Source organism: Kitasatospora sp. NPDC093550 (genome assembly GCF_044764985.1).
Taxonomy (GTDB): Bacteria; Actinomycetota; Actinomycetes; order Streptomycetales; family Streptomycetaceae; genus Kitasatospora.
Map to the genome: position 1 here is coordinate 21,381 of NZ_JBIWJF010000036.1, position 17,996 is coordinate 39,376.

20 protein-coding genes are annotated in these 17,996 nt (G+C 71.2%); 5 read left to right on the top strand and 15 right to left on the bottom strand.

Annotated elements, in window-relative coordinates; all coding sequences use genetic code 11:
• Both ACIRD3_RS35600 and ACIRD3_RS35605 read left to right on the top strand, forming a co-directional pair.
• On the top strand, nt 1-258 hold the full coding sequence (locus tag ACIRD3_RS35600) for a hypothetical protein (protein WP_148089443.1): 258 nt from the start codon (nt 1-3) through the stop codon (nt 256-258).
• 218 nt (nt 259-476) lie between these two features.
• Entirely contained in the window at nt 477-1,313 is an 837-nt protein-coding gene (locus ACIRD3_RS35605; protein WP_402224951.1) for a TrmH family RNA methyltransferase, read from the top strand.
• A 7-nt stretch (nt 1,314-1,320) separates the two neighbouring features.
• On the opposite strand, the gene ACIRD3_RS35610 is transcribed toward ACIRD3_RS35605, so the two are convergent.
• The 9 genes from ACIRD3_RS35610 to ACIRD3_RS35650 are packed head-to-tail and all read right to left on the bottom strand — an operon-like array spanning nt 1,321 to nt 9,848.
• Complete coding sequence (locus ACIRD3_RS35610) at nt 1,321-2,322, bottom strand: glycosyltransferase family 4 protein (protein ID WP_402224954.1); 1,002 nt, start codon at nt 2,320-2,322, stop codon at nt 1,321-1,323.
• Nucleotides 2,319-3,170, bottom strand: coding sequence for a glycosyltransferase family 2 protein (locus ACIRD3_RS35615; protein ID WP_402224956.1), 852 nt, complete (start codon nt 3,168-3,170; stop codon nt 2,319-2,321). Before ACIRD3_RS35615 ends, ACIRD3_RS35610 begins: the two co-directional genes overlap by 4 nt.
• Nucleotides 3,167-3,943 carry an HAD family hydrolase gene (locus ACIRD3_RS35620; RefSeq protein WP_402224957.1) on the bottom strand — a complete coding sequence of 259 codons (777 nt, stop codon included), beginning with the start codon at nt 3,941-3,943 and terminating at the stop codon, nt 3,167-3,169. Before ACIRD3_RS35620 ends, ACIRD3_RS35615 begins: the two co-directional genes overlap by 4 nt.
• Complete coding sequence (locus ACIRD3_RS35625; RefSeq protein ID WP_402224959.1) at nt 3,940-4,962, bottom strand: NAD-dependent epimerase/dehydratase family protein; 1,023 nt, start codon at nt 4,960-4,962, stop codon at nt 3,940-3,942. Before ACIRD3_RS35625 ends, ACIRD3_RS35620 begins: the two co-directional genes overlap by 4 nt.
• A gap of 27 nt (nt 4,963-4,989) precedes the next feature.
• The gene (locus tag ACIRD3_RS35630) at nt 4,990-6,195 is read right to left on the bottom strand and encodes a polysaccharide pyruvyl transferase family protein (protein ID WP_402224961.1); all 1,206 of its coding nucleotides are present in this window, start codon (nt 6,193-6,195) and stop codon (nt 4,990-4,992) included.
• A 14-nt stretch (nt 6,196-6,209) separates the two neighbouring features.
• The gene (locus ACIRD3_RS35635) at nt 6,210-7,247 is read right to left on the bottom strand and encodes a hypothetical protein (RefSeq protein ID WP_402224963.1); all 1,038 of its coding nucleotides are present in this window, start codon (nt 7,245-7,247) and stop codon (nt 6,210-6,212) included.
• Nucleotides 7,244-8,260, bottom strand: coding sequence for a glycosyltransferase family 2 protein (locus ACIRD3_RS35640; RefSeq protein ID WP_402224965.1), 1,017 nt, complete (start codon nt 8,258-8,260; stop codon nt 7,244-7,246). The genes ACIRD3_RS35635 and ACIRD3_RS35640 overlap by 4 nt, the downstream gene beginning before the upstream one ends.
• Nucleotides 8,257-8,916: a phytanoyl-CoA dioxygenase family protein gene (locus ACIRD3_RS35645; protein WP_402224966.1), complete on the bottom strand. Its 660-nt coding sequence runs from the start codon at nt 8,914-8,916 to the stop codon at nt 8,257-8,259. The genes ACIRD3_RS35640 and ACIRD3_RS35645 overlap by 4 nt, the downstream gene beginning before the upstream one ends.
• The gene (locus ACIRD3_RS35650) at nt 8,913-9,848 is read right to left on the bottom strand and encodes an NAD-dependent epimerase/dehydratase family protein (protein ID WP_402224969.1); all 936 of its coding nucleotides are present in this window, start codon (nt 9,846-9,848) and stop codon (nt 8,913-8,915) included. Before ACIRD3_RS35650 ends, ACIRD3_RS35645 begins: the two co-directional genes overlap by 4 nt.
• Nucleotides 9,849-10,323: 475 nt before the next feature.
• Here ACIRD3_RS35650 and ACIRD3_RS35655 point away from each other — a divergent pair, with 475 nt between their 5' ends.
• Nucleotides 10,324-11,622 carry a hypothetical protein gene (locus ACIRD3_RS35655; protein WP_402224971.1) on the top strand — a complete coding sequence of 433 codons (1,299 nt, stop codon included), beginning with the start codon at nt 10,324-10,326 and terminating at the stop codon, nt 11,620-11,622.
• The gene (locus tag ACIRD3_RS35660) at nt 11,619-12,332 is read left to right on the top strand and encodes an SDR family NAD(P)-dependent oxidoreductase (RefSeq protein ID WP_402224974.1); all 714 of its coding nucleotides are present in this window, start codon (nt 11,619-11,621) and stop codon (nt 12,330-12,332) included. The genes ACIRD3_RS35655 and ACIRD3_RS35660 overlap by 4 nt, the downstream gene beginning before the upstream one ends.
• Here the strand turns inward: ACIRD3_RS35660 and ACIRD3_RS35665 are convergent.
• From ACIRD3_RS35665 to ACIRD3_RS35690, 6 genes are all read right to left on the bottom strand, one after another.
• The gene (locus ACIRD3_RS35665) at nt 12,305-12,727 is read right to left on the bottom strand and encodes a hypothetical protein (RefSeq protein ID WP_402224976.1); all 423 of its coding nucleotides are present in this window, start codon (nt 12,725-12,727) and stop codon (nt 12,305-12,307) included. The genes ACIRD3_RS35660 and ACIRD3_RS35665 overlap by 28 nt on opposite strands.
• Before the next feature lie 85 nt (nt 12,728-12,812).
• Complete coding sequence (locus ACIRD3_RS35670) at nt 12,813-13,643, bottom strand: hypothetical protein (RefSeq protein ID WP_402224978.1); 831 nt, start codon at nt 13,641-13,643, stop codon at nt 12,813-12,815.
• Between the two features lie 3 nt (nt 13,644-13,646).
• The gene (locus ACIRD3_RS35675; protein ID WP_402224980.1) at nt 13,647-14,495 is read right to left on the bottom strand and encodes a hypothetical protein; all 849 of its coding nucleotides are present in this window, start codon (nt 14,493-14,495) and stop codon (nt 13,647-13,649) included.
• Entirely contained in the window at nt 14,476-15,321 is an 846-nt protein-coding gene (locus tag ACIRD3_RS35680; RefSeq protein ID WP_402224983.1) for an aldo/keto reductase, read from the bottom strand. The genes ACIRD3_RS35675 and ACIRD3_RS35680 overlap by 20 nt, the downstream gene beginning before the upstream one ends.
• A complete protein-coding gene (locus ACIRD3_RS35685) occupies nt 15,318-16,508 on the bottom strand; it encodes a JmjC domain-containing protein (protein WP_402224986.1) in 1,191 nt (396 codons plus the stop codon). The genes ACIRD3_RS35680 and ACIRD3_RS35685 overlap by 4 nt, the downstream gene beginning before the upstream one ends.
• A 13-nt stretch (nt 16,509-16,521) precedes the next feature.
• Nucleotides 16,522-16,662, bottom strand: coding sequence for a hypothetical protein (locus ACIRD3_RS35690; RefSeq protein WP_402224988.1), 141 nt, complete (start codon nt 16,660-16,662; stop codon nt 16,522-16,524).
• Between the two features lie 253 nt (nt 16,663-16,915).
• Between ACIRD3_RS35690 and ACIRD3_RS35695 the strand changes: the two genes are divergently transcribed.
• Nucleotides 16,916-17,953: an NAD-dependent epimerase/dehydratase family protein gene (locus ACIRD3_RS35695; protein WP_402224991.1), complete on the top strand. Its 1,038-nt coding sequence runs from the start codon at nt 16,916-16,918 to the stop codon at nt 17,951-17,953.
• Nucleotides 17,954-17,996: the final 43 nt, after the last annotated feature.

The following is a 17,996-nucleotide window of genomic DNA, read 5'->3' on the forward strand; positions in this document are numbered from 1 at the left end:
GTGGACAAGATGATCAGTTCCGAAGCGGGTGTCAAGGCCGACCTCAGCCACGCCGCGATGGACGCTGCCCTCGCGGACGGAACGGCCCAGTACCTGAGCGAGACGATCGCTGACTTCGCGTGGTTCCGGTCCAGCTGGTGGATCTACGACCGGGCTGGCTGGTGGCAGGTGACCAGGGCGGATGTGGCCGCAGGGCTGGACCTCATGGCCCAGAACATGCGTCTGGCGGATCAGGCAGTACGGAGGAGTAGCAGCTAGTCGGCCTCGCAAATCGGGTAGCGCCAGGGTGCCGCGCAACTCGATGCTGACGATGCGGTCGCCCGGGTCGGTGGCGCTTCGCTGCTGACCCTAAGAGGCGGCTCGGGTGCTTCGAGACCTACAGCGAAGGGTCGCCGGTGTAGGGTTTCTAGCTGCGCTGGTGCGGACTCCGCCGTGGTCGGAACGCATCGAAGTAGTCGGCTCATCTTGGAGGACAGGTGCCAGCGATCCAGCGGATCACCTCCCGCAACGCCCGGTTCCAGCAGTGGGAGGCGCTGCTTACCAACCGGAAGAAGCGCAACCAGCTCGGAGAGTTCCTGGTTCAGGGGGTTCGGCCGATCTCGCTGGCAGTGGAGTACGGCTGGCCGATCCACGCGCTGCTCTACGACGACCGGCGGAAGCTGTCCGGATGGGCGCAGGAGTTGCTGCGGACGACCCGGGCTGAGCGGATCGTGATGGCGCCGGAGCTGCTGGCCGAGCTGGGTGAGAAGACCGAGGGCGTGCCCGAGGTCATCGCGGTGGTCGGCATGCCGGCGGACGACCTCAACCGGATCAAGGTAGGGCCGGACTTCCTCGGTGTCCTCTTCGACCGGCCGACCACGCCGGGCAACATCGGGAGCATCATCCGGTCCGCGGATGCCTTCGGCGCACACGGGATGATCGTTTCGGGCCACGCCGCCGATGTCTACGACTCGAAGGCTGTGCGGGCGACCACGGGCAGCCTCTTCTCGCTGCCGTCCGTCCGCGTGCCGGGGCCGAACGAGGTGATGGCCTGGGTGGAGCAACAGCGGGCCGCCGGTCGTCCGCTGGTCCTGGTGGGCACGGACGAGAAGGGCGACGCCGACGTCTACGACTTCGACCTCACTCAGCCGGTGCTACTGCTGGTGGGCAACGAGACGACCGGGCTGTCCAGCACGTGGCGGGAGCTGTGCGACTTCACGGTGAGCATCCCGATGACCGGGGCGGCCAGTTCGTTGAACGCGGCGAACGCTACGACCGCAGTTCTGTACGAGGCTGCCCGGCAGCGGATCGCGGCCGGGCAGCGCTCGCGCTGACCGTAGCTCAGGCCCAGATGCCGCCCGCGGCGGCGCGGCGGTAGACCTCCAGGTACTTCGAGGCGATCACGTCGTGGCCCCAGTGCTCGATCGCGGTGACGCGCAGGTACTCCGGGGCGGGGAGGCCGGCCAGGATCTTGGCGGCCTCCTCCGGGGTGGGCGTCCGCTCGACCGGCAGGACAGTGCCGACGTGCGGGGCAATCTCGGCGAGGCACCCGTTGTTGCTGGCGATGACCGGGGTACCGCTGACGGCCGCCTCCGCGACGACGGTGGCCCCGGGCTCGATCCACTCGCCTCCGAAGGGTCCGCCGAACGGCTGGGAGAGGACGAGCAGCGCGCGGGCGGCGGCGAGCAGCTCGGTGCGGTGGCTGCCTCCGACCTCGCCGACGTACTCGGCGGTGCCGGGGAAGTCGGAGAGGATGCCGTGCAGGTAGTCCGGCTCCCATGCCGGTCCGGCGAGTTTCAGCGGTAGCCCGGCGGCTTGGGCGAAGGCGGCGGCGTCCCGCGCGCCCTTGTGGACGGAGACTCGGCCGAGGAACAGCAGGAAGTCCTCCTTCTCCTCCCGGTAGGTGTAGCGGTCGGGGTTGACCGGCAGCCGGATGACCGGTGCCTCCGCGGACCCGGCGGCGCGGCGCTGGGCGTGGGAGAGGTAGACGCCGTTCGCCGTGTGCTCGGGCACGCCGTTGAGGTGGTGGGTGCGGACGGCGGGCCAGTCGGGTTCGGCGGGCAGCAGCTGGCCGTTGGTGTGGTCGTGCACCACGTCCGGGCCGAACGCGCTCAGCGCGGCCCAGGTGGCGTCGTAGGTGGTGGCGTCCGAGACGGTGAGGCCCGGCCGGGAGGTGCTGCCGGGGGCACCGACCAGGAGGATCTCGTGTCCGGCGACGAGGAGTCCGTCGATGAGGGTGGCGACCACCCACTGGATGCCGCCGTAGCCCTGCGGGGGGACGGTGATCCATCGGCGGGTGTCCTGCCCGAAGCGGTGGGGCGGGTTGAGCATGGCGATCTTCACGAGCGCCTCCGGGGCTGGTCGAGGAACTCGTGGCCGATGCCGGCCAGCACGGCGCTGGTGTAGAGGACGGCGAGCGCGGTGGAGCGGAGGCCGTGCCCGCCGGAGCGGTTGCGTTTCCACTCTTTGTGCAGGCCGGCGCGGGCGGTGCCGCGGCGGACTTCGCTGCGGCCCTGCCAGTAGGCGCGGCGCAGGAGGTAGCCGGGGCGGAGCCGGTGGGCGGGGATCAGGTGGCGGACCTGCGTGTCGTGGAGAACGACGGTGGTCGCGCCGAGAGCGGCGAGCCGACGCACCAGCGTGGTGTCTTCGGCGGAGGCCAGGTTGGTGCCGACGCGGCCCAGTCGGCTGTCGAAGTCGAGGCCGAGCAGCCGGGCGTGGTCGCGGTCGAGGGCGAAGCACCCGCCCCAGATGCTGGCAGGCAGCTGCGGGTGGTGGGAGCCGAGGTAGTGCAGTTGCCCGGTGGTCAGCCACCACGGGGTTCGGCGCCCCTGGAGGTCGGCGGTGATCCGGGTGCCGGCCACGTGCGCCCCGTCGGCGAGCACGGTGCCTAGATCCTCGATCGCCTCGACGGTGGGGACGATGTCGTCGTCCACGAACACGACGTAGCGGGTGGGGGCCTCCTTCAGCGCGAGGTTGCGGCTGTACGACAGGCCGATGGTGGCCCCGTTGAAGAGGACGGTGCGCCGGTCGGCGGGCTCGGTGAGCCGCCGCTGGCTGGCGGCGTCCGCGGCGATGTCCACGACGACCACGAGGTGGTCGTCCGTGCCGAGCACACCGGGGAGCCGGTCGAGGGCGGCCAGCAGCAGGTCGGGCCGGTTGCTGCACACCGCCACCGTGAGCGGGACGGTCACCGGACCACGACCGTTCGGCGCCGGGCCGGGGCGCGGTCGGTGAGCCGGGTGGCCAGATCGGTGAGGTCGCGGGCGTGCAGGCTGTGGTCGGAGGCGGGGTGCCGGCGGACCTCCAGGCGTTCGGCTCGCACCTCCCGGTAGGCGGCGACCAGCGCCGGGTCGGTGCCGGGCGGGGCGCTCCAGCCGGTGGGCGGGGTGACGAGCGCGGCGTGGGCGCCGAGGCGCTGGGCGGGGGCGGCGTCGTGGTCGGGCCGGTCGCCGACCATCAGGGTGGTGGCCGGGGTCCAGCCGAGCTGCTCGATCGCCCAGCCGAGCAGGCCGGGGTCGGGCTTGGCGATGCCCACGGTGGTGTCGAGGGCGACGAGGGCCAGGTGCTCTGTGGCGCCGCTGGCGCGCAGGACTTCCTCGCACTCGGGGGGCTGGTTGGCGACCACGCACACCGGCCGGTGCTCGGCGAGGGCGGCGAGGGCGGTGACGGCGCCGGGGACCAGCTGCGCGAGGTCGGACCAGCGGCGGCGGACGCTGGTCCAGGCGTGCGCGCCGGCCGGGCTGTAGAGGCCGGGGTTAGCGGTGGCGCTGGCCCGCTGGAGGTAGAAGCGGCGCATCTCGGCGGTGAACCGCTCGATGCTCAGGGTGGGGTCGGATTCGCCGGCCAGCTCCAGGACGCCTTGGAGCCAGGCGAGTTCGAAGGGCTCGTCGTAGTAGAGGACGCCGCCGACGTCGGTGGCGATGGTTTCGACGGCCGGGGCGGCGGGCTTGGCGGGCTTGGTCACGGGGTGTCCGTCCGGGAGGTGGCGGTGGTGTACCACTCGGGCTGGGTGTCGGAGCCGGTTTCGAGGGTGAGCGTGCTGCGCGGGGTGACGGGGCCGTGGCCCTTGGCCCAGGCGGCGGTGGCGGCGAGGCCAGTGGCCAGCGGGGTGTCCTTCCAGTCGCCGAGCAGCATCCGGGCGAGTTCGCTGCTGGTGTAGGCGGCGTGGACCTCTTCGCGGGTCTCCAGGTGTCGGATCGGGTGGTCCGGCACGCCCATCGCCTCGCGGACCGCGTGGGCCATCTCCAGGACGGTGCAGGGCTGCTGGCTGCCGACGTTGATTACCCGGTTCCAGTGCTGGGAGTTGTCGGCGGCGTCGAGGAAGCAGCCGACGATGTCGTGGACGTAGGTGAAGGAGCGGCGCTGGCTGCCGTCGCCGTAGACGGTGATCGGCTCGCCGCGCAGGATCTGGTTGAGGAAGATCGCCACGGCGTTGCGCAGGGGGTCGGACATGTTCTGGCGCTCGCCGTAGACGTTGTGCATCCGGAGCGCGGTGAACGGCAGGCCCTGCATGTGCGCGGTGATGGCGAGTTCGCGTTCGACGGTGAGCTTGGCGTTGCCGTAGCTGTCGACGGGCTGGGGGTGGTCGTCCTCGCACATCGGGACGCGGCCGGTGCCGTAGACGGCGACGGAGGAGGCGTAGGAGAAGTACCGGACCTTCGTGCGCAGGGCGGCGTTGACCAGGTGGATGCTGCCGAGGACGTTGACCTCGTAGTTGTGGGCCTTGACGGCGTGGCTGATGCCCTCGGCCGCGAACGCGGCCAGGTGGAAGACGCTGTCGAAGGCGTGGTTGGCGAAGAGGTCGTCCACGGTGCCGCGGTCGGCGATCGAGCCGACCACCAGCTGCGCGCCGTCGGGGACGTTCTCCTTCTTGCCGCCGTCGAGGTTGTCGAGGACGACGACCTCGTGTCCGGCGGCCAGGAGCCGGTCGGCGAGGTGGGAGCCGATGAATCCGGCTCCGCCGGTCACCAGGTGAAGGGCCATGTTGATTCTCCGATCTGGTTGGGAGGTTCAGGAGTTGAGGAGGGCGCGCACCCGACCGATGTCCGCAGTGGCGAGCGCGACGGCGAGGGGGAGCCGGAGGTCGAGGTGGTCGCGGAGCTTCTCGGTGTTGAGGCGGGCGAGGTTCTCGGCGGCGGTGGGGTCGGCGGTGAACGCGGCGATGTCGTGGTGGACGTCGCCGGACGGGACGCCGGGGCCGTAGGTGTCGGCGAGGACGCCGTGGAACTTCGGGGAGTGGCCGAGGGCTACGGCGGGGGTGCCGCTGGACAGGGCGCCGATCGAGGCGTGCAGACGTTCGGAGACGACCAGTTCCGCACCGCCGAGGACGGCCTTGTAGTCGGCGGCCCCGGTGCCGTCGGCGTCCAGGACGTGCACCGGCACGTCGGGCAGGCGGGCCGCGATCTGGCGGGCCAGGAGGCGGTCGTCGTTGTGCTCGCGGGAGTCGTGGCAGTGCGGGACGAGGACCAGCGGCCGGCGGCGGACGCGCCACAGCGTGTCAACGAGGCGGGTGACCGCGTCCAGGTGCTGGGCGTCGGTGATCGGGCTGTAGCGGGTGACGCCCCGGCTCGGGGCCAGGCACACGTACCCCTGGGTGGCATCGAGGTCGGCGTCGGCGAGCAACTGCGCGGCGCGCTGGGGGCTGGACGGCTGGAGGAGAAACGCGGAGTCAGCGGAGAGCAGCACCGCGTCCTCGGGTAAGGCCAGTTGTTCGGTGAGGTAGGCCAGGGTGGTGGTCTCGCGGACGGTCAGCAGGTCGAGGCGGCCAGCGGTGGCGGTGAACGCGGCCTGTTCGGCGGGGTCGGTGAACGGTCCGACGGACTGGCCGACCATCGCGGTGGGGATGCCGATCTTCTGGGCCCGGTCGAGGACTGCGAGATAGGAGGTGGAGACGCCGTAGTCGGAGGTGTGCAGGTCGCCGCCCGTGGCGAGGACCAGGTCCGCGTGCTTGACGAGGCGGGCGGCGCGTTCGCGGCGGTGCTGCTCGGTTTCGACCGGCCGCATGCTGGCCCAGGAGCGGGAGACGACGAACGGGTCCGCGATGCAGTGGGCTCCGCTTCCGGCGAGCGCTGTGGCGTCCAAGTCGGGGGTCTGGGTGAGGACGGTGACCGTGGTGTCCGGGACAGCGGTCAGCGCGGTGGCCAAGGAGCGGGCGAGGGCCTCGACTCCTCGGCTCTCGCAGCTGGTGATGCCGGTGATCAGGATGTTCGCGGGCACGAGGAACTCCTGGGCTAGTGGGTGAAGGCGAGGAGATCGCCCAGGACGCGCCGGTAGTTGAAGCTGCGGCGGAGTTTGTCCTGGACGTGGCCGAGCTGCTGGCGGTTGGCAGGGCTGTCGCGCAGGAGCCGCGCGAGGTCTTCGGCCGGGTCGCCGCCGAGCAGGAACGGGGCGATCTCCTCGCCGTAGAGGTTGGTGGTGTAGGCGAGTTCGGGCGGCAGGGCGGGCATGGTGCCGGCCGCGACGGTCTCGAACATGCGGGGGGTGAGCAGTTGTTGGTGGGCGAGCAGGGGACGGGCCAGGATCGGGGTGATCTCGGCCTTCGCCATCTGGGTGAGGACCTGGCCGAACGGGACGGGGCCGGTGACCTTGACGCCGTGCTCGGCCAGCCAGCCGGGCCGGTTGGCGGTGGCGGTGAGGTGCTCGGGGTGGGGGTCGCCGGACCACCAGCGGCCGGCCACCCGCAGGCGGGTCAGCGGCGGCTTGGCGGACCGAGCGGCTTCGACCAGGTCTGCGAGTGCGTCCCAGCGCCACCAGTTCGCACCGACGTACTGGAGGTCGTAGGTGACGGCCGGTGTCCGCTCCGGCCGGTGCACCGGCTTGGGCATCCCGAAGTACGGGAAGAACTGCGCGCCGTCGGGGAGCTTGCCGAGGCGCGGCTGGAGGATGACGTCGCTCAGCTGCCGGTAGAGCTGCTGCCACTGCTGGTGGCCGTACGGTCCGGCGGAGTCGTCGTCTCCGAGGACGGTGTGCTCGCCCCAGTGGGCGTCCGGGTCCAGGACGATCCGGCGCTCCCGCGGGAAGCGCTCGCACAGCTCCAGCCGCCGCTCGTCCAGGAACTGGCGGCCCTCGAAGACCAGGACCAGGTGGGTGCCCCAGGCGAGGTCGTCGACGACCGGCAGCAGGCCGGGGACCTGGTCGTCCAGGCGGCACAGCGGCCCGGCGAGGGCGACTTCGCAGTCCAGTGCCGGGGCGGCGCGCACGTACTCGCTGATCATGTGCGCCGATCCGGCCTGCCAGTGGAAGTCCCCGGCGAACAGCACCCTGGTCACCGCGCGCCCCCAGCGGGGCGCAGGCGGTGGTGGGCTCGGCGGCGCCGGGCGATGGTCGGGGTGAGCCGCAGCAGCCACCACGCGGCGGTGGCCGTCTCCGTCCACCCGCGGACCACGGTGGTGTTTCCGCCGACCGAGCGGCCGGCCAGGTCCTGGCGCAGCCACCGCCCGGCCAGGGAGAGGATCGCGGGCCACGTCCAGGTGACGTCGGTGAGCAGGAAGTAGTAGCGGTTGCGGCGCATCTGCACCCGCCGGTAGGTGCTCGCGCCGGTTCCCCCGCCGCCGTAGTGCTGGATGCCCAGGTCCAGGTTGAGGGCGACCCGCCAGCCCGCCCAGCGGGCTCGGCGGCACAGGTCGGTCTCCTCGTAGTAGGTGTGGAAGACCCGGTCGAACAGGCCGAGCGTGCGCAGGACCTCGGCCCGGACGAACAGGGCGGCGCCCTGGACGTAGGCGTGCTCCAGGGTGGCGGGGGCGCGGCCGTGCTCCGGGCCGGCCGGGGAGGGCCGGTTCGGGCGGTCGCCCACGAAGCCGTCGGCCTCGCCGAGCTTCAGCGCGAGGCACGACCAGTCGTTGTGCTCGTCCAGCGCGACGGTGCCGCCGTCGGCGTCGGTGTAGACGTACTGCATGGGGCCGCAGATGCCGTAGGTGGGCCACTGCTCCATGAAGGCGGTCAGCTGGTGGACGAGGTCGGCCGGGGTGCGGGTGTCGGGGTTGACGAGGAACACGTAGTCGGCGCCGGCGGTCAGGGCGGCGCGCATGCCGACGTTGTTGGCGCGGGCGAAGCCGAGGTTGGTGTCGTTCTGGATGATCTGCACCGTGGGGAAGGTGCCGCGGATCATCTCGGTGCTGCCGTCGGTGGAGGCGTTGTCGACGTAGTAGACGGTGAGGTCGAGGTCGGGGGTGTTGCTGGCGAGGAGGGTGGACAGGCAGGCGGTCAGCCAGCGCGCTTCGTTGGTGCCGACCGTGACGGTGGCGACCTTCGGGCGGCGGGGCACGGGTGCGGTGCTGGTCACGGTGCCTCCGTGGTGTCGGGGACGAACTCGATGACGAGGCTGCGGCGGGGGCGCGGGGTGGTGTTGGGGCGCGAGGCGTGAACGGTCCGCACGTCGTGCACGGCCACGTCGCCGGCCACCGCGCCGACCGTCAGCACGGGCCCAGCGGTGCGGACCTTCTCCACTTCCGCGTCGTCGGCCAGCAGGTGGCTACCGGGTACGAACTCCAGGGCCCCGTTGGAGGCATCGGAGTCGTCCAGGAACAGGCTCAGGTTGATGGCGCGGCCAGGTTCGGCGTCGGTGCGGTCGCGGTGCCAGGGGACGGCTGCGGCCACCTGCGGCATCTTGACGATCATGGCGATGACCCGGGCCCGCGCCGGGCAGCCCAGGATGGTCTCGGCGAGGTGGTGCAGCGGGCCGGTGGCGAACAGCCCGGCCGCGAGCGGGGCGCCCGGCTGCTGCTCAAGGTTGTGGATGCGGAAGAGCACCGGCGTGCTCTCACCCTCGCGGGTGAAGTGCCAGAAGTCCTCGCTGCGGTGCCCGTCCTCGAACGCGGCCACCAGGGCGTCGGCCTCGGCGCGCAGCCGCTCCAGCAGCGGGCCGGTGACCACGGCCGGGACGACGGTGTACCCGTCCGCCCAGAGCCGGCCGAGGGCTCCGGCGGTCGGCGCGCTCACCGGGTGGCCCCGGCGGCGAGCTGCTCGGTGAACCAGGCGACGGTGGCGGCCAGGCCGTCCTCGATCGCCGTCCGCGGTGCCCACCCGAACTCCTCCCGGGCCAGGGTGGTGTCGGGCCTGCGGCGGACTGGGTCGTCCTCGGGCAGGACGGTGAACTCCACCTCCGCGGCGGAGCCGGTGAGGTCGAGGACCAGGTGGGCGAGGGCCAGCACCGTCCGCTCGTCCTCGGTGCCCAGGTTGACCGGGCCCGGATGATCGCTTGCGGCGACCGCCAGCAGCCCGGCCACCGTGTCCTCCACGTAGCACAGCGAGCGGCTCTGGCCGCCGTCCCCGGCGACTCGGAGGGGTTGCCCGGCGAGCGCCCGGGTGACGAAGGCCGGCACCGCGCGGCCGTCGTCGCTGCGCATCCGAGGGCCGAAGGTGTTGAAGATCCGCACGATCGCGGTGTTGGTGCCGAACTCGCGGCGGTACGCGGCAGTGCTCGCCTCCGAGAAGCGCTTGGCCTCGTCGTAGACGCTGCGCGGGCCGATCGGGTTGACGTTGCCCCAGTACGCCTCGGTCTGCGGGTGCTGGTGCGGGTCGCCGTACACCTCCGAGGTCGAGGCCAGGACGAACCGGGCCCCGCGCTCCTTCGCCAACTCCAGCACGTTCAGCGTGCCGATGGAGCCGACCGACAACGTCGGAAGGGGGTGGCGCAGGTAGTCCGCCGGGGAGGCCGGCGAGGCCAGGTGGAACACCACGTCCACCTCGCCCACGACGGCGAGCTTGTCGTTGACGTCCTGCTCGACCAGCTCGAAGTGCTCGGTGCCGAGTAGGTGCGCGATGTTGTCGCGGCTGCCGGTCAGGAAGTTGTCCACGCAGACCACGGCGAGGCCGTCGCGGATCAGCGCGTCGCACAGGTGGGAGCCGATGAATCCGGCTCCACCGGTCACAACAGCGGTCCTTCGGGGCATGAGACTCCTCCAGGCTCGGGCACGCCCGACCCGCCCGGCGGCACGAGGGCACGGCGGGCTGGAACGGCGTACGCGGTGAACGGGTGCGGGCGCGGCCGGCTTGTCGCGCCGTGGTGATCAGTGCGAGCGGTCCGTCCGTCGGTGGACGTCGTCTCGTCGTGCGGCCGGGTCAGCGTCAGGCCCCTGATGTGGTCCCCGGTCGACCCCCAGGGCACCCGGCCGCAGTTCAGCCAGCCGGGCACCCGTCGGGGGGAGCACTAGCTAACTCCCGATCAACTACTGCTGAACAGAGCGGGTTTGTCGTCTTCCTGTCGTCTTCTGGTCCCAGCCGCCTCGGAGGTACCATCAGCGCACAGTGGTGGACCGACTACGGTCCGGTGAACACATCGGGGGGTTGAGAATGGGCCGGTCGACCGGCTTACGCGCACCGGTTCGGCTGGTTCATCCGCTGAGCGTGGTGCGGGAGGAAAAGGGCTGGACCTACCAGGACGTTGTCGACATCGTCGCCAAGGCCACCCGGCGGTCGGCCGACCGACGCAAGGCGTGGAAGTGGGAGCACTGGAGCGTCGAACCGGACGCGGAGAGCCAAGCAGCCCTCGCCGCCGAACTCGGCGTTCCGATGAGGGAGGTGCACCGGCTCGGCTGGCCAGGCTGGCTGCCGGACGGCGGCCCGGTCCGCACCGGTTTCCCCTGGACCAGTGCGGGGACGCTCCAGTCGTTGGACGACACCTTGGAGCACGCCATGTTCGACCGACGCGGATTCATGAAGCTCGGCGGCGAGGCCCTGACCGCGCTCGCCGGCCAATGGCTCACCCGAGCCCCCGAGCCGGTGGCCGCAGCGCTAGCCGGAGGCCGCATCGACATCCAGCTCGTCGCGGACCTGGAGGACGGCCTTCCCCGGCTCCGACGTTTGGAGGCCCGCCTCGGGGGACCGCGCGCCCGCCAGCTCCTGGATGCCGAACTCGACACGGTCACCGGCATCCTCAAGGAGGCGTCCTACTCCGACAAGGTCGGCCAGCGGCTGCTCCGCCTCGGCGCCGAGCTTGCCCGCCTCGCCGGGTGGTCCTCCTTCGACGCCGGACTCCACGCCGCAGCACAGCGGTACTGGGCCACCGGCTTGCGCGCCGCCCACACTGCCGCCGACCGCGCGCTGGGCGCCAACATCATCAAGTCGCTCAGCCTCCAGTGCTACGACCACGGCCTCTACGCTGACTCGCTCTCGCTCGCGGAGGCTGCCGTCGAGGGAGCCGGCGAGGTCACCCCCCGGACCTTGGCCATGCTGCTGCTGCGGCAAGCCCGCGCGGCAGCGGCCTGCGGAGACCAAGCCGAGTGCGACCGCCTGCTGTCCGCAGCCGAGACACAGATGGCCCGCGCCGACAGCAGCGACGACGATCCTGACTGGACCAACTACTTCGACGCTGCGGAGTTCCACGCCCAGACCGCCACCTGCCACGCCGACCTCCGCCGCCCGCGACTCGCCCAGCGCCACTACGGCACCGCGCTGGCTCTTATGCCAGGTGCCAAGCGCCGCGACCTGGCCACCTACACCATCCAGAACGCCCGGACGCACACCGCGCTCGGCGATGCCGACCACGCTGTCCACCTCCTGGAGACGGCCATCCCGATGATCACCGCTGCACCATCTCATCGAAACGCCGCCCGCGCTGCCGCCGCCCGCGCCGAACTTCCGCTCACCGCCAAGGACCCGAAAGTCCAGCGCCTCGATCAACTGCTCGCCACACTGGTCGCATGACCACACAACCCGTCTCCCGCGTCGCGCTCGTCTCCGGCGGAAACCGCGGCTTGGGGCTCGCCGTCGCCACCCGCCTCGCCGAACAGGGCATGCAGGTCGTCCTCGGCGTGCGCGACCGCCTCGCCGGCCGTGAGGCGACGGAAGCCCTCGGCCGCAAGCGGCTGTTCGTCCACTCCCACGAACTCGACGTCACCGACCCGGCCAGCGTCGCCCGCTGCATCGCCGACGTCGCCGCTCCGCTCGGACGCCTGGACGTACTGGTCAACAACGCCGCCGTCGCCGTCGACCGCGGCCAGGCCGCCGCCGCACCGGACTTCGAGCGCATCCGAGCCACCCTGGACACCAACCTCCTCGGCGCCTGGCGGCTCGCCGCCGCAGCCGCTCAGGAGATGCGCAAGAACGGCTATGGCCGCATCGTCAACATCACCAGCCACCTCGGCTCACAGAACAACATGGGTACCGGCAACGTGAGTTACCGGGTCTCCAAGGCCGGCCTCAACGCCCTCACCCAGATCCTCGCCGCCGAACTCGACGGCACCGGCATCCTCGTCAACGCCGCCTCCCCGGGGCGCATGGCGACTCGCATGGCCTATGGCGAGACCGATCGCACACCCGAAGAGGCGGCCGACACCCCGGTCTGGCTCGCCACCCTCCCCGACGACGGCCCCACCGGCGGTCTCTTCTACGAGCGCAAGCCCCTCGGCTGGTGAGCACTACCCGGATCGACCGTCACGTGAGTCGACGGGTCGGTCACCGTGTGGATGAACCTCACCACATCCGCCGCGGTGTAGCCGAGCAGCTCAGCCCGGTGGACTGCGAGCAACAGCAGCTGCGCCACCGACTCAGCCCCGTAGCCGTTGAGGCCGTCGCAGAACCACTCGTCGAGCTTCTCCACCCCAACGTCGTTCAGCACGACGCCGTGGCTTTGACGGACCTCGCGAGTAACCTGACCGATCGCGTCGAGCAGGTGCTCGCCCTCGCGCTCACACACGAGGCGGCTGCCCTTCTCATCTGCGACACATCCGGCCGGGAGAACCCCAGTCAGGACGAGACTCCTCGCTGGCTGGTGGTGGTCGTCGAGGCCGAGTTCGAAAGAGTGCAGCACATCAACTCCTTTTCCGCACACGACCCTAGCGAGCCAGGCCGCAGCTCACCATCGCTCGGCAGGGTGACGTTGGCGACGAAGCGATTCAGTTCCCCCGAAGAGCGCGGATCAGCCGGGCGGCCTCCCGGTGCGCCGGCCCCATTCGCGGGTCGTCGTTCGGACCAGCGTGCCGTCCGACGATCTTCGCCAGCACGAACAGCTGCATCACCATCCCGGCGCGGCTCTCAAGGTCTGCCCGGCGCTCCCTGCGTACCCGGTCCGCGAGCGCCGGTATGGCGAGGGAGGCGGCGTACAGCGACGCCGAGTCGAGTCCGCGAGGCGCCATCCCCCAGTCCTCCCAGTCGAACATGCAGAACGCACGAGGACCGGTGAGGTTCGCCCAGTTCAGATCGGCGTGAGCAGGGCACCACTGGTCCACCCGAGTTTCGTGCGCTCCGGGGAAGACGGCCTTGATGGTGTCGTCGACCAGCTGCTGCGTGATCTGTTCGGTGTCCGGCGCCGCCACGCGGGCCGTTCGCTGAACGGCCAGCGCTGCCAGCGAGGCGCTCAGCGAGCGCCACCAATCGTCCGGCAGTTCCGGGTCGACGGACACCACCGCAGCTCCGACCGGGAGTTCGGGCAGCAGCGAGGTCTCGTCCGCATGCCAGATCGCCTGATCGTCCGGATCCTGCCATGTCGTCGACCCGTGCCAGCGTGGCATCGCCACGGGCAACGCCGCTGCGGATTCGTATCCGTCCCAGCCCTGTTCCCGCGCCCGCGCCCAGGGGCGGCGTTCGACCCGCGCCCAGGTGCCGCGGTCGGTTCCGGCTCCGACCGTGCGGCGCTTGCGCACCACGCTTCGCCGGTCCAGCCTCGTGCCGAGGTGCTGCTCCACCTGGTCCAGGATGTGATCGACGGGCTCCTGCCGGAGGTCCACGGTCTACCGGACGAGGCCGGCGTCGGTGCCCTGCGGCGGGGTAACACCGGTCAGGCCACGTGCCCGCTCGGCGAGGAGCGGGGCGAGTTCTGGGTAGTACCCGCGGTCAACGGCCTGGAGCATCTCCGCAATGGCGATGAGCTGCCCCACGCGGCCGGCCGGGGTGTCGAGGATGTCGGCGAACTCGGCGCGGATGCGGTTCGCGACGGCGGGTACGAGGAGACTGCTGACCCACAGGACGGCCGGGTCGTAGCCGACCGGCACCTGACCCCAGCGTTCCCAGTCGAGGATCTGGAGCGGTTCGGCGGTCAGGTTGGCCCACTGGAGATCACCATGCCCGGTGGTCCGCTCGACGTCGGCCGGGGCCGGGATGCCGAGGTACTTCGGGAAGACCTCGTCGACCCACGTCTGGCGCAGCGTGATCTTCGTGCCTGGTGCTTCCGCGATGCCGGCAAGCGCGTTCCGCAGCCCGATCCACCAGCTGTCGCCCAGGCCGGGGTCGGCGCGGAGGTCCGGGGTCGAGGAGATCGCGGGACCGACCAGGTCGAAGACGTCGGCCTGGTAGAACCAGCCAGCCTCCGTCCAGTCGACGGTGTCGTGGAGCCGGGGGCGCGGGACGGAGGCGGGGACGAGTTGTTCAGCGCCGAGGGCGCCTTGGCCGGTCGGCCGGGGCGCCCTGCGGCGGCTGCTTCTGGAGACCCGGAGCCAGACGTTCTCGGTCCGGCGGCCGACGGTGGTTCCGGAGGTGCCGAAGATCGGCGGTCCGGTGCACACCAGGCCGAGGAATCCGGCGGCCTTCTGGTGGGCTGCCGTCAGGTCGTGCCTGGTGTCGTCATTCGGCTGAAAGGACATCGAGCACCGTCCTGAGTCGTGCGTCGCGGATCGGCCGGGCGAGAGCGTCCCGAGCATCCTCCCAGTGCTGGAGGGTGCTGGTCGAGGCGAGGACGACATCCAGCGCGGGGCAGGCACCGATGAGCTGGAACGCGGCGGTATACGGGGTCGATCCCGGTTGGATGAGGTTCACCAGTTCGGGTGTCATCAGACCCGGCAGTTCGCCTCCATGCAGGGGTGCGGAGGCGAACGTCGTGATCCCGGCATCGCGCGCGTGGACGAGCGGCCCACCTCCGTCGAGAGCCTGAGTGATGGGCTCGGCCATGACGAGGCTGACCGGCAGCTGGACGCCGGCAAGGCGGTGGTTCGCCGACCCGGCCGCCGCGGTGGCCAGAGCGATCAGTTCGGCGACGGTGAACGCCTGGTTGGTGAAGCCGGCCCAGGTGGCGACGCCGTATCCCTCGATACGGCCGGCCTGCGCGAACTCCTCCAGCACGGCGAACGCGGCGCGGAGGTTGTGGTGCAGCTGCTGCCGGTCGTGGGCGGACCGTTCGGGGTTGTGGACGAAGACAATGTCGGCACGACCGAGGGCGGCAAGCGATTCCTCTGTCTGGGCGCGGACGTCAGCGGGGGCGAGGCTGTGGCGGCCGTCCGGATAGAAGCCGGTCTTCGTCGTCACCTTGACGGTCGGGTGCTCCGCGAGTACGGGGGCCAGGTCGTGGTGTGCCCGGCCGTGGCCGTAATTGGGGGCGGTGTCGATCCACTTCGCCCCGGCCATGAGGGCAGTGCGCGCCGCTTGGCCAGCGGCGCGCACCCGGTAGGTCCCCAGGCCAAGTTCCGGACTCACCGACCGACCCCGGCCACGGCGAGGGCCTGGCCCTGGACGAGGACGGTGAGGACGCTGGCCACGTTCTTGACCTCCAGGCCGGCAGCTTCGGCGAGTTCCCCAAGGCTGACCGTGTCGCCGGTCAGCAGGGTTTGCAGGACGGGCTCGACCCGCTCGGAGAAGTCAAACTCCTTTCCGGCTGCGGACAGGGTGACGGTCCGGGCGGTGGGGTCGCTGGTGAGTTCGGCGCGTGGGGCGGTGATCCGTACCTTGATATCCGGCTCCGCGGGGAGGGTGTCCACGAAGGGCAGGGACGGGGCCGGGCGGCCGAAGTGGGTGGTGCCGGAGGCCGTGGCCCAGCGTTCGATCAGATCACGGTCCGACAATGCGGTGAGGACCGCAGTCCTCAGATCGGCCAGGTAACCGGCCTTCTCGGCCGCGCTTGCGTGTAGCGGCACGTCCTTCCGCACGGCGAGGCTCTCGTGCAGCTCGTCCACCAGCCAGCCCAGGAGCGTGGCGCCGGTCTGGGCGACGAGGCCGAAGGTGAGGTGCAGCGACTCGCTGCCCTGGTCAGCAGTGACGCTGTGCCACCAACCGCGCGGCAGATACAGGACGTCACCTGGGTAGAGGACGACATCCGCGACGGGCTCACCCTCGGGTTCCTCCGGCGAGTCGACGTCGCGGAAGGTCGGGGCCTGCCGGGTCGGCTCCCACAGCCGCCAGCGCTTCGCCCCGTACTGCTGGACCACGACCACGTCGTGATCGTCCCAGTGACGGCCGAAGCCCTCCTTCTCCGTCCAGGAGGCGTAGAGGTTGGTCTGCACGGACGTGCCGATGAAGCGCTCCAACGCCTCGGCGGCGGTGCGGATCGGCGGGTGGATCTCGTCGATCCCGTCCACCACGAGCGAGGCGCCGTCGGCGAGCTGAGTGTGGAGCTGCGCCGGGTGCAGCCGGTTCCAGGTCACCCCACGCCGGTTGGTCGTCGGCGTCGAGTACCGGCCGACAGGGACGGTCTGCCCGTCGTTCGACAGCCGCAGCCGCGGCGGGTCGATGCGGTGGGTGGTGAGGATGGTGTTCAGGTCGTCCCAGGACAAGAGGGGAGCGGTGTCGGCACCCTCGGCGGGGATCACGGTGTAGGAGCGGTGGAGCGCCTGGGTGAGGAACTGGTCCCCACCCAGGCGCACCGCCCACGAGGCGGTCTCATGCATCGTGGGCGGTCTCTCAGGTGTCGTTCTGGTCGGAACGGCCGCCCGTGTTGTCGGACGGCACGTCGGCCCGCGAACGCGCGGCCCGGATGTTGCGGACGCCGACCAGCAGGCCGCCCTCCTCCTCCGGCTGTACCGAAGGTGCGGTGCTCTCCATCGGATCTCCTCTCCCCTTGGCGCTGTTCGGTCCTCCGGGGCCCCGGAGGAAGTCGCAGCGGGTGAGCGGCCAAGTCTTCCGAGGAGCGGCTGACAGGGCCATGGCGTCCGGCTGTCATCTGGCGAGCGGATTCGCACACGAGTGTCATCGAGGTGTCATCTTCGCCACGATCACGGCCGTGAGCTGTGGTTCCTTGGCCTGAGCACTCCGGCGGGGTGGCCAGCGGGCATCGGTTCTGGGCAGGATGCCGAGCATGGAAATCTTGGTGGTCGGCGGAGGCTGGTTTCTGGGCAAGGCCGTGGTCGAGGAGGCGCTCAGGCGCGGCTGGAGCGTGACGACGTTCAACCGGGGGCGGTCGGGAGTCGCCCTCCCCGGCGTTCAACAGGTGCTGGGAGACCGGACATCGGTCGAGGACTTGGCCCGGCTGGCTGCGCAGGGCCCGTGGGACGCGGTGATCGACACCTCGGCCGGCGAGCAGCCGCCGAAGGTAGTGCTCGCGGGAGCGAGGGCGCTGGAGAGCGCCACCGACCGATACGTCTACGTCTCGACGGTGTCGGTGTACGCGGGGTGGCCGGACCACCCGCTGAAGGTCGGCGACCCCCTCATGGACGGGCCCGCCGACGCCGGGAGCGACTACGGCCGGAACCCGGAGGGTTGGCTGGGCCCCGATCTCCACTACGGCCGTCAGAAGGCCGGCGGCGAGCGGGCCGTGGTCGAGACCTTCGGCTCCGACCGATCCTGGCTGCTTCGCCCTGGGGTGATCCTTGGCCCGGGCGAGTACGTCGGCCGGCTCCCGTGGTGGCTTCGGCGGGCCGAGCAGGGCGGCGAGATTCTCGCCCCCGGCAGTGCGGGCAAGACCATCCAGCCGGTCGACGTGCGCGATGTCGCACGCTTCGCCGTCGATGCCGCCGAGCGGCCCGGTGGAGGGGTCCACAACGTGACCGCACCGATCGGCCGGGACACGATGGGCAGCTTCCTCCAGGCGTGCCTGGACGTGACGGGAAACCGGGGTGAACTGCGCTGGGTACCGGACGGGGTGCTGCTGGAGCACAAGGTGCGGCAGTGGACGGAGCTGCCGTTGTGGCGGACCAACGAGGGCGTCTGGCTGGTCGACTCCGAACCCGCCTACGCGGCCGGCTTCACCTGCCGCTCTCTGGAGGAGACGGTACGGGACACCTGGGAGTGGCTCCAGGCCGGCAACGCACCGGTCCCACACCCCCGCGCGTCTGCCCACGGAATCGACCCCGCGCGGGAACGGGAGATCCTCGCCGCCGCCAGCGCTCGACACTGACCGGGTTGATGTGGGTGGGTGGACCAGGGGCCACCCACCCACA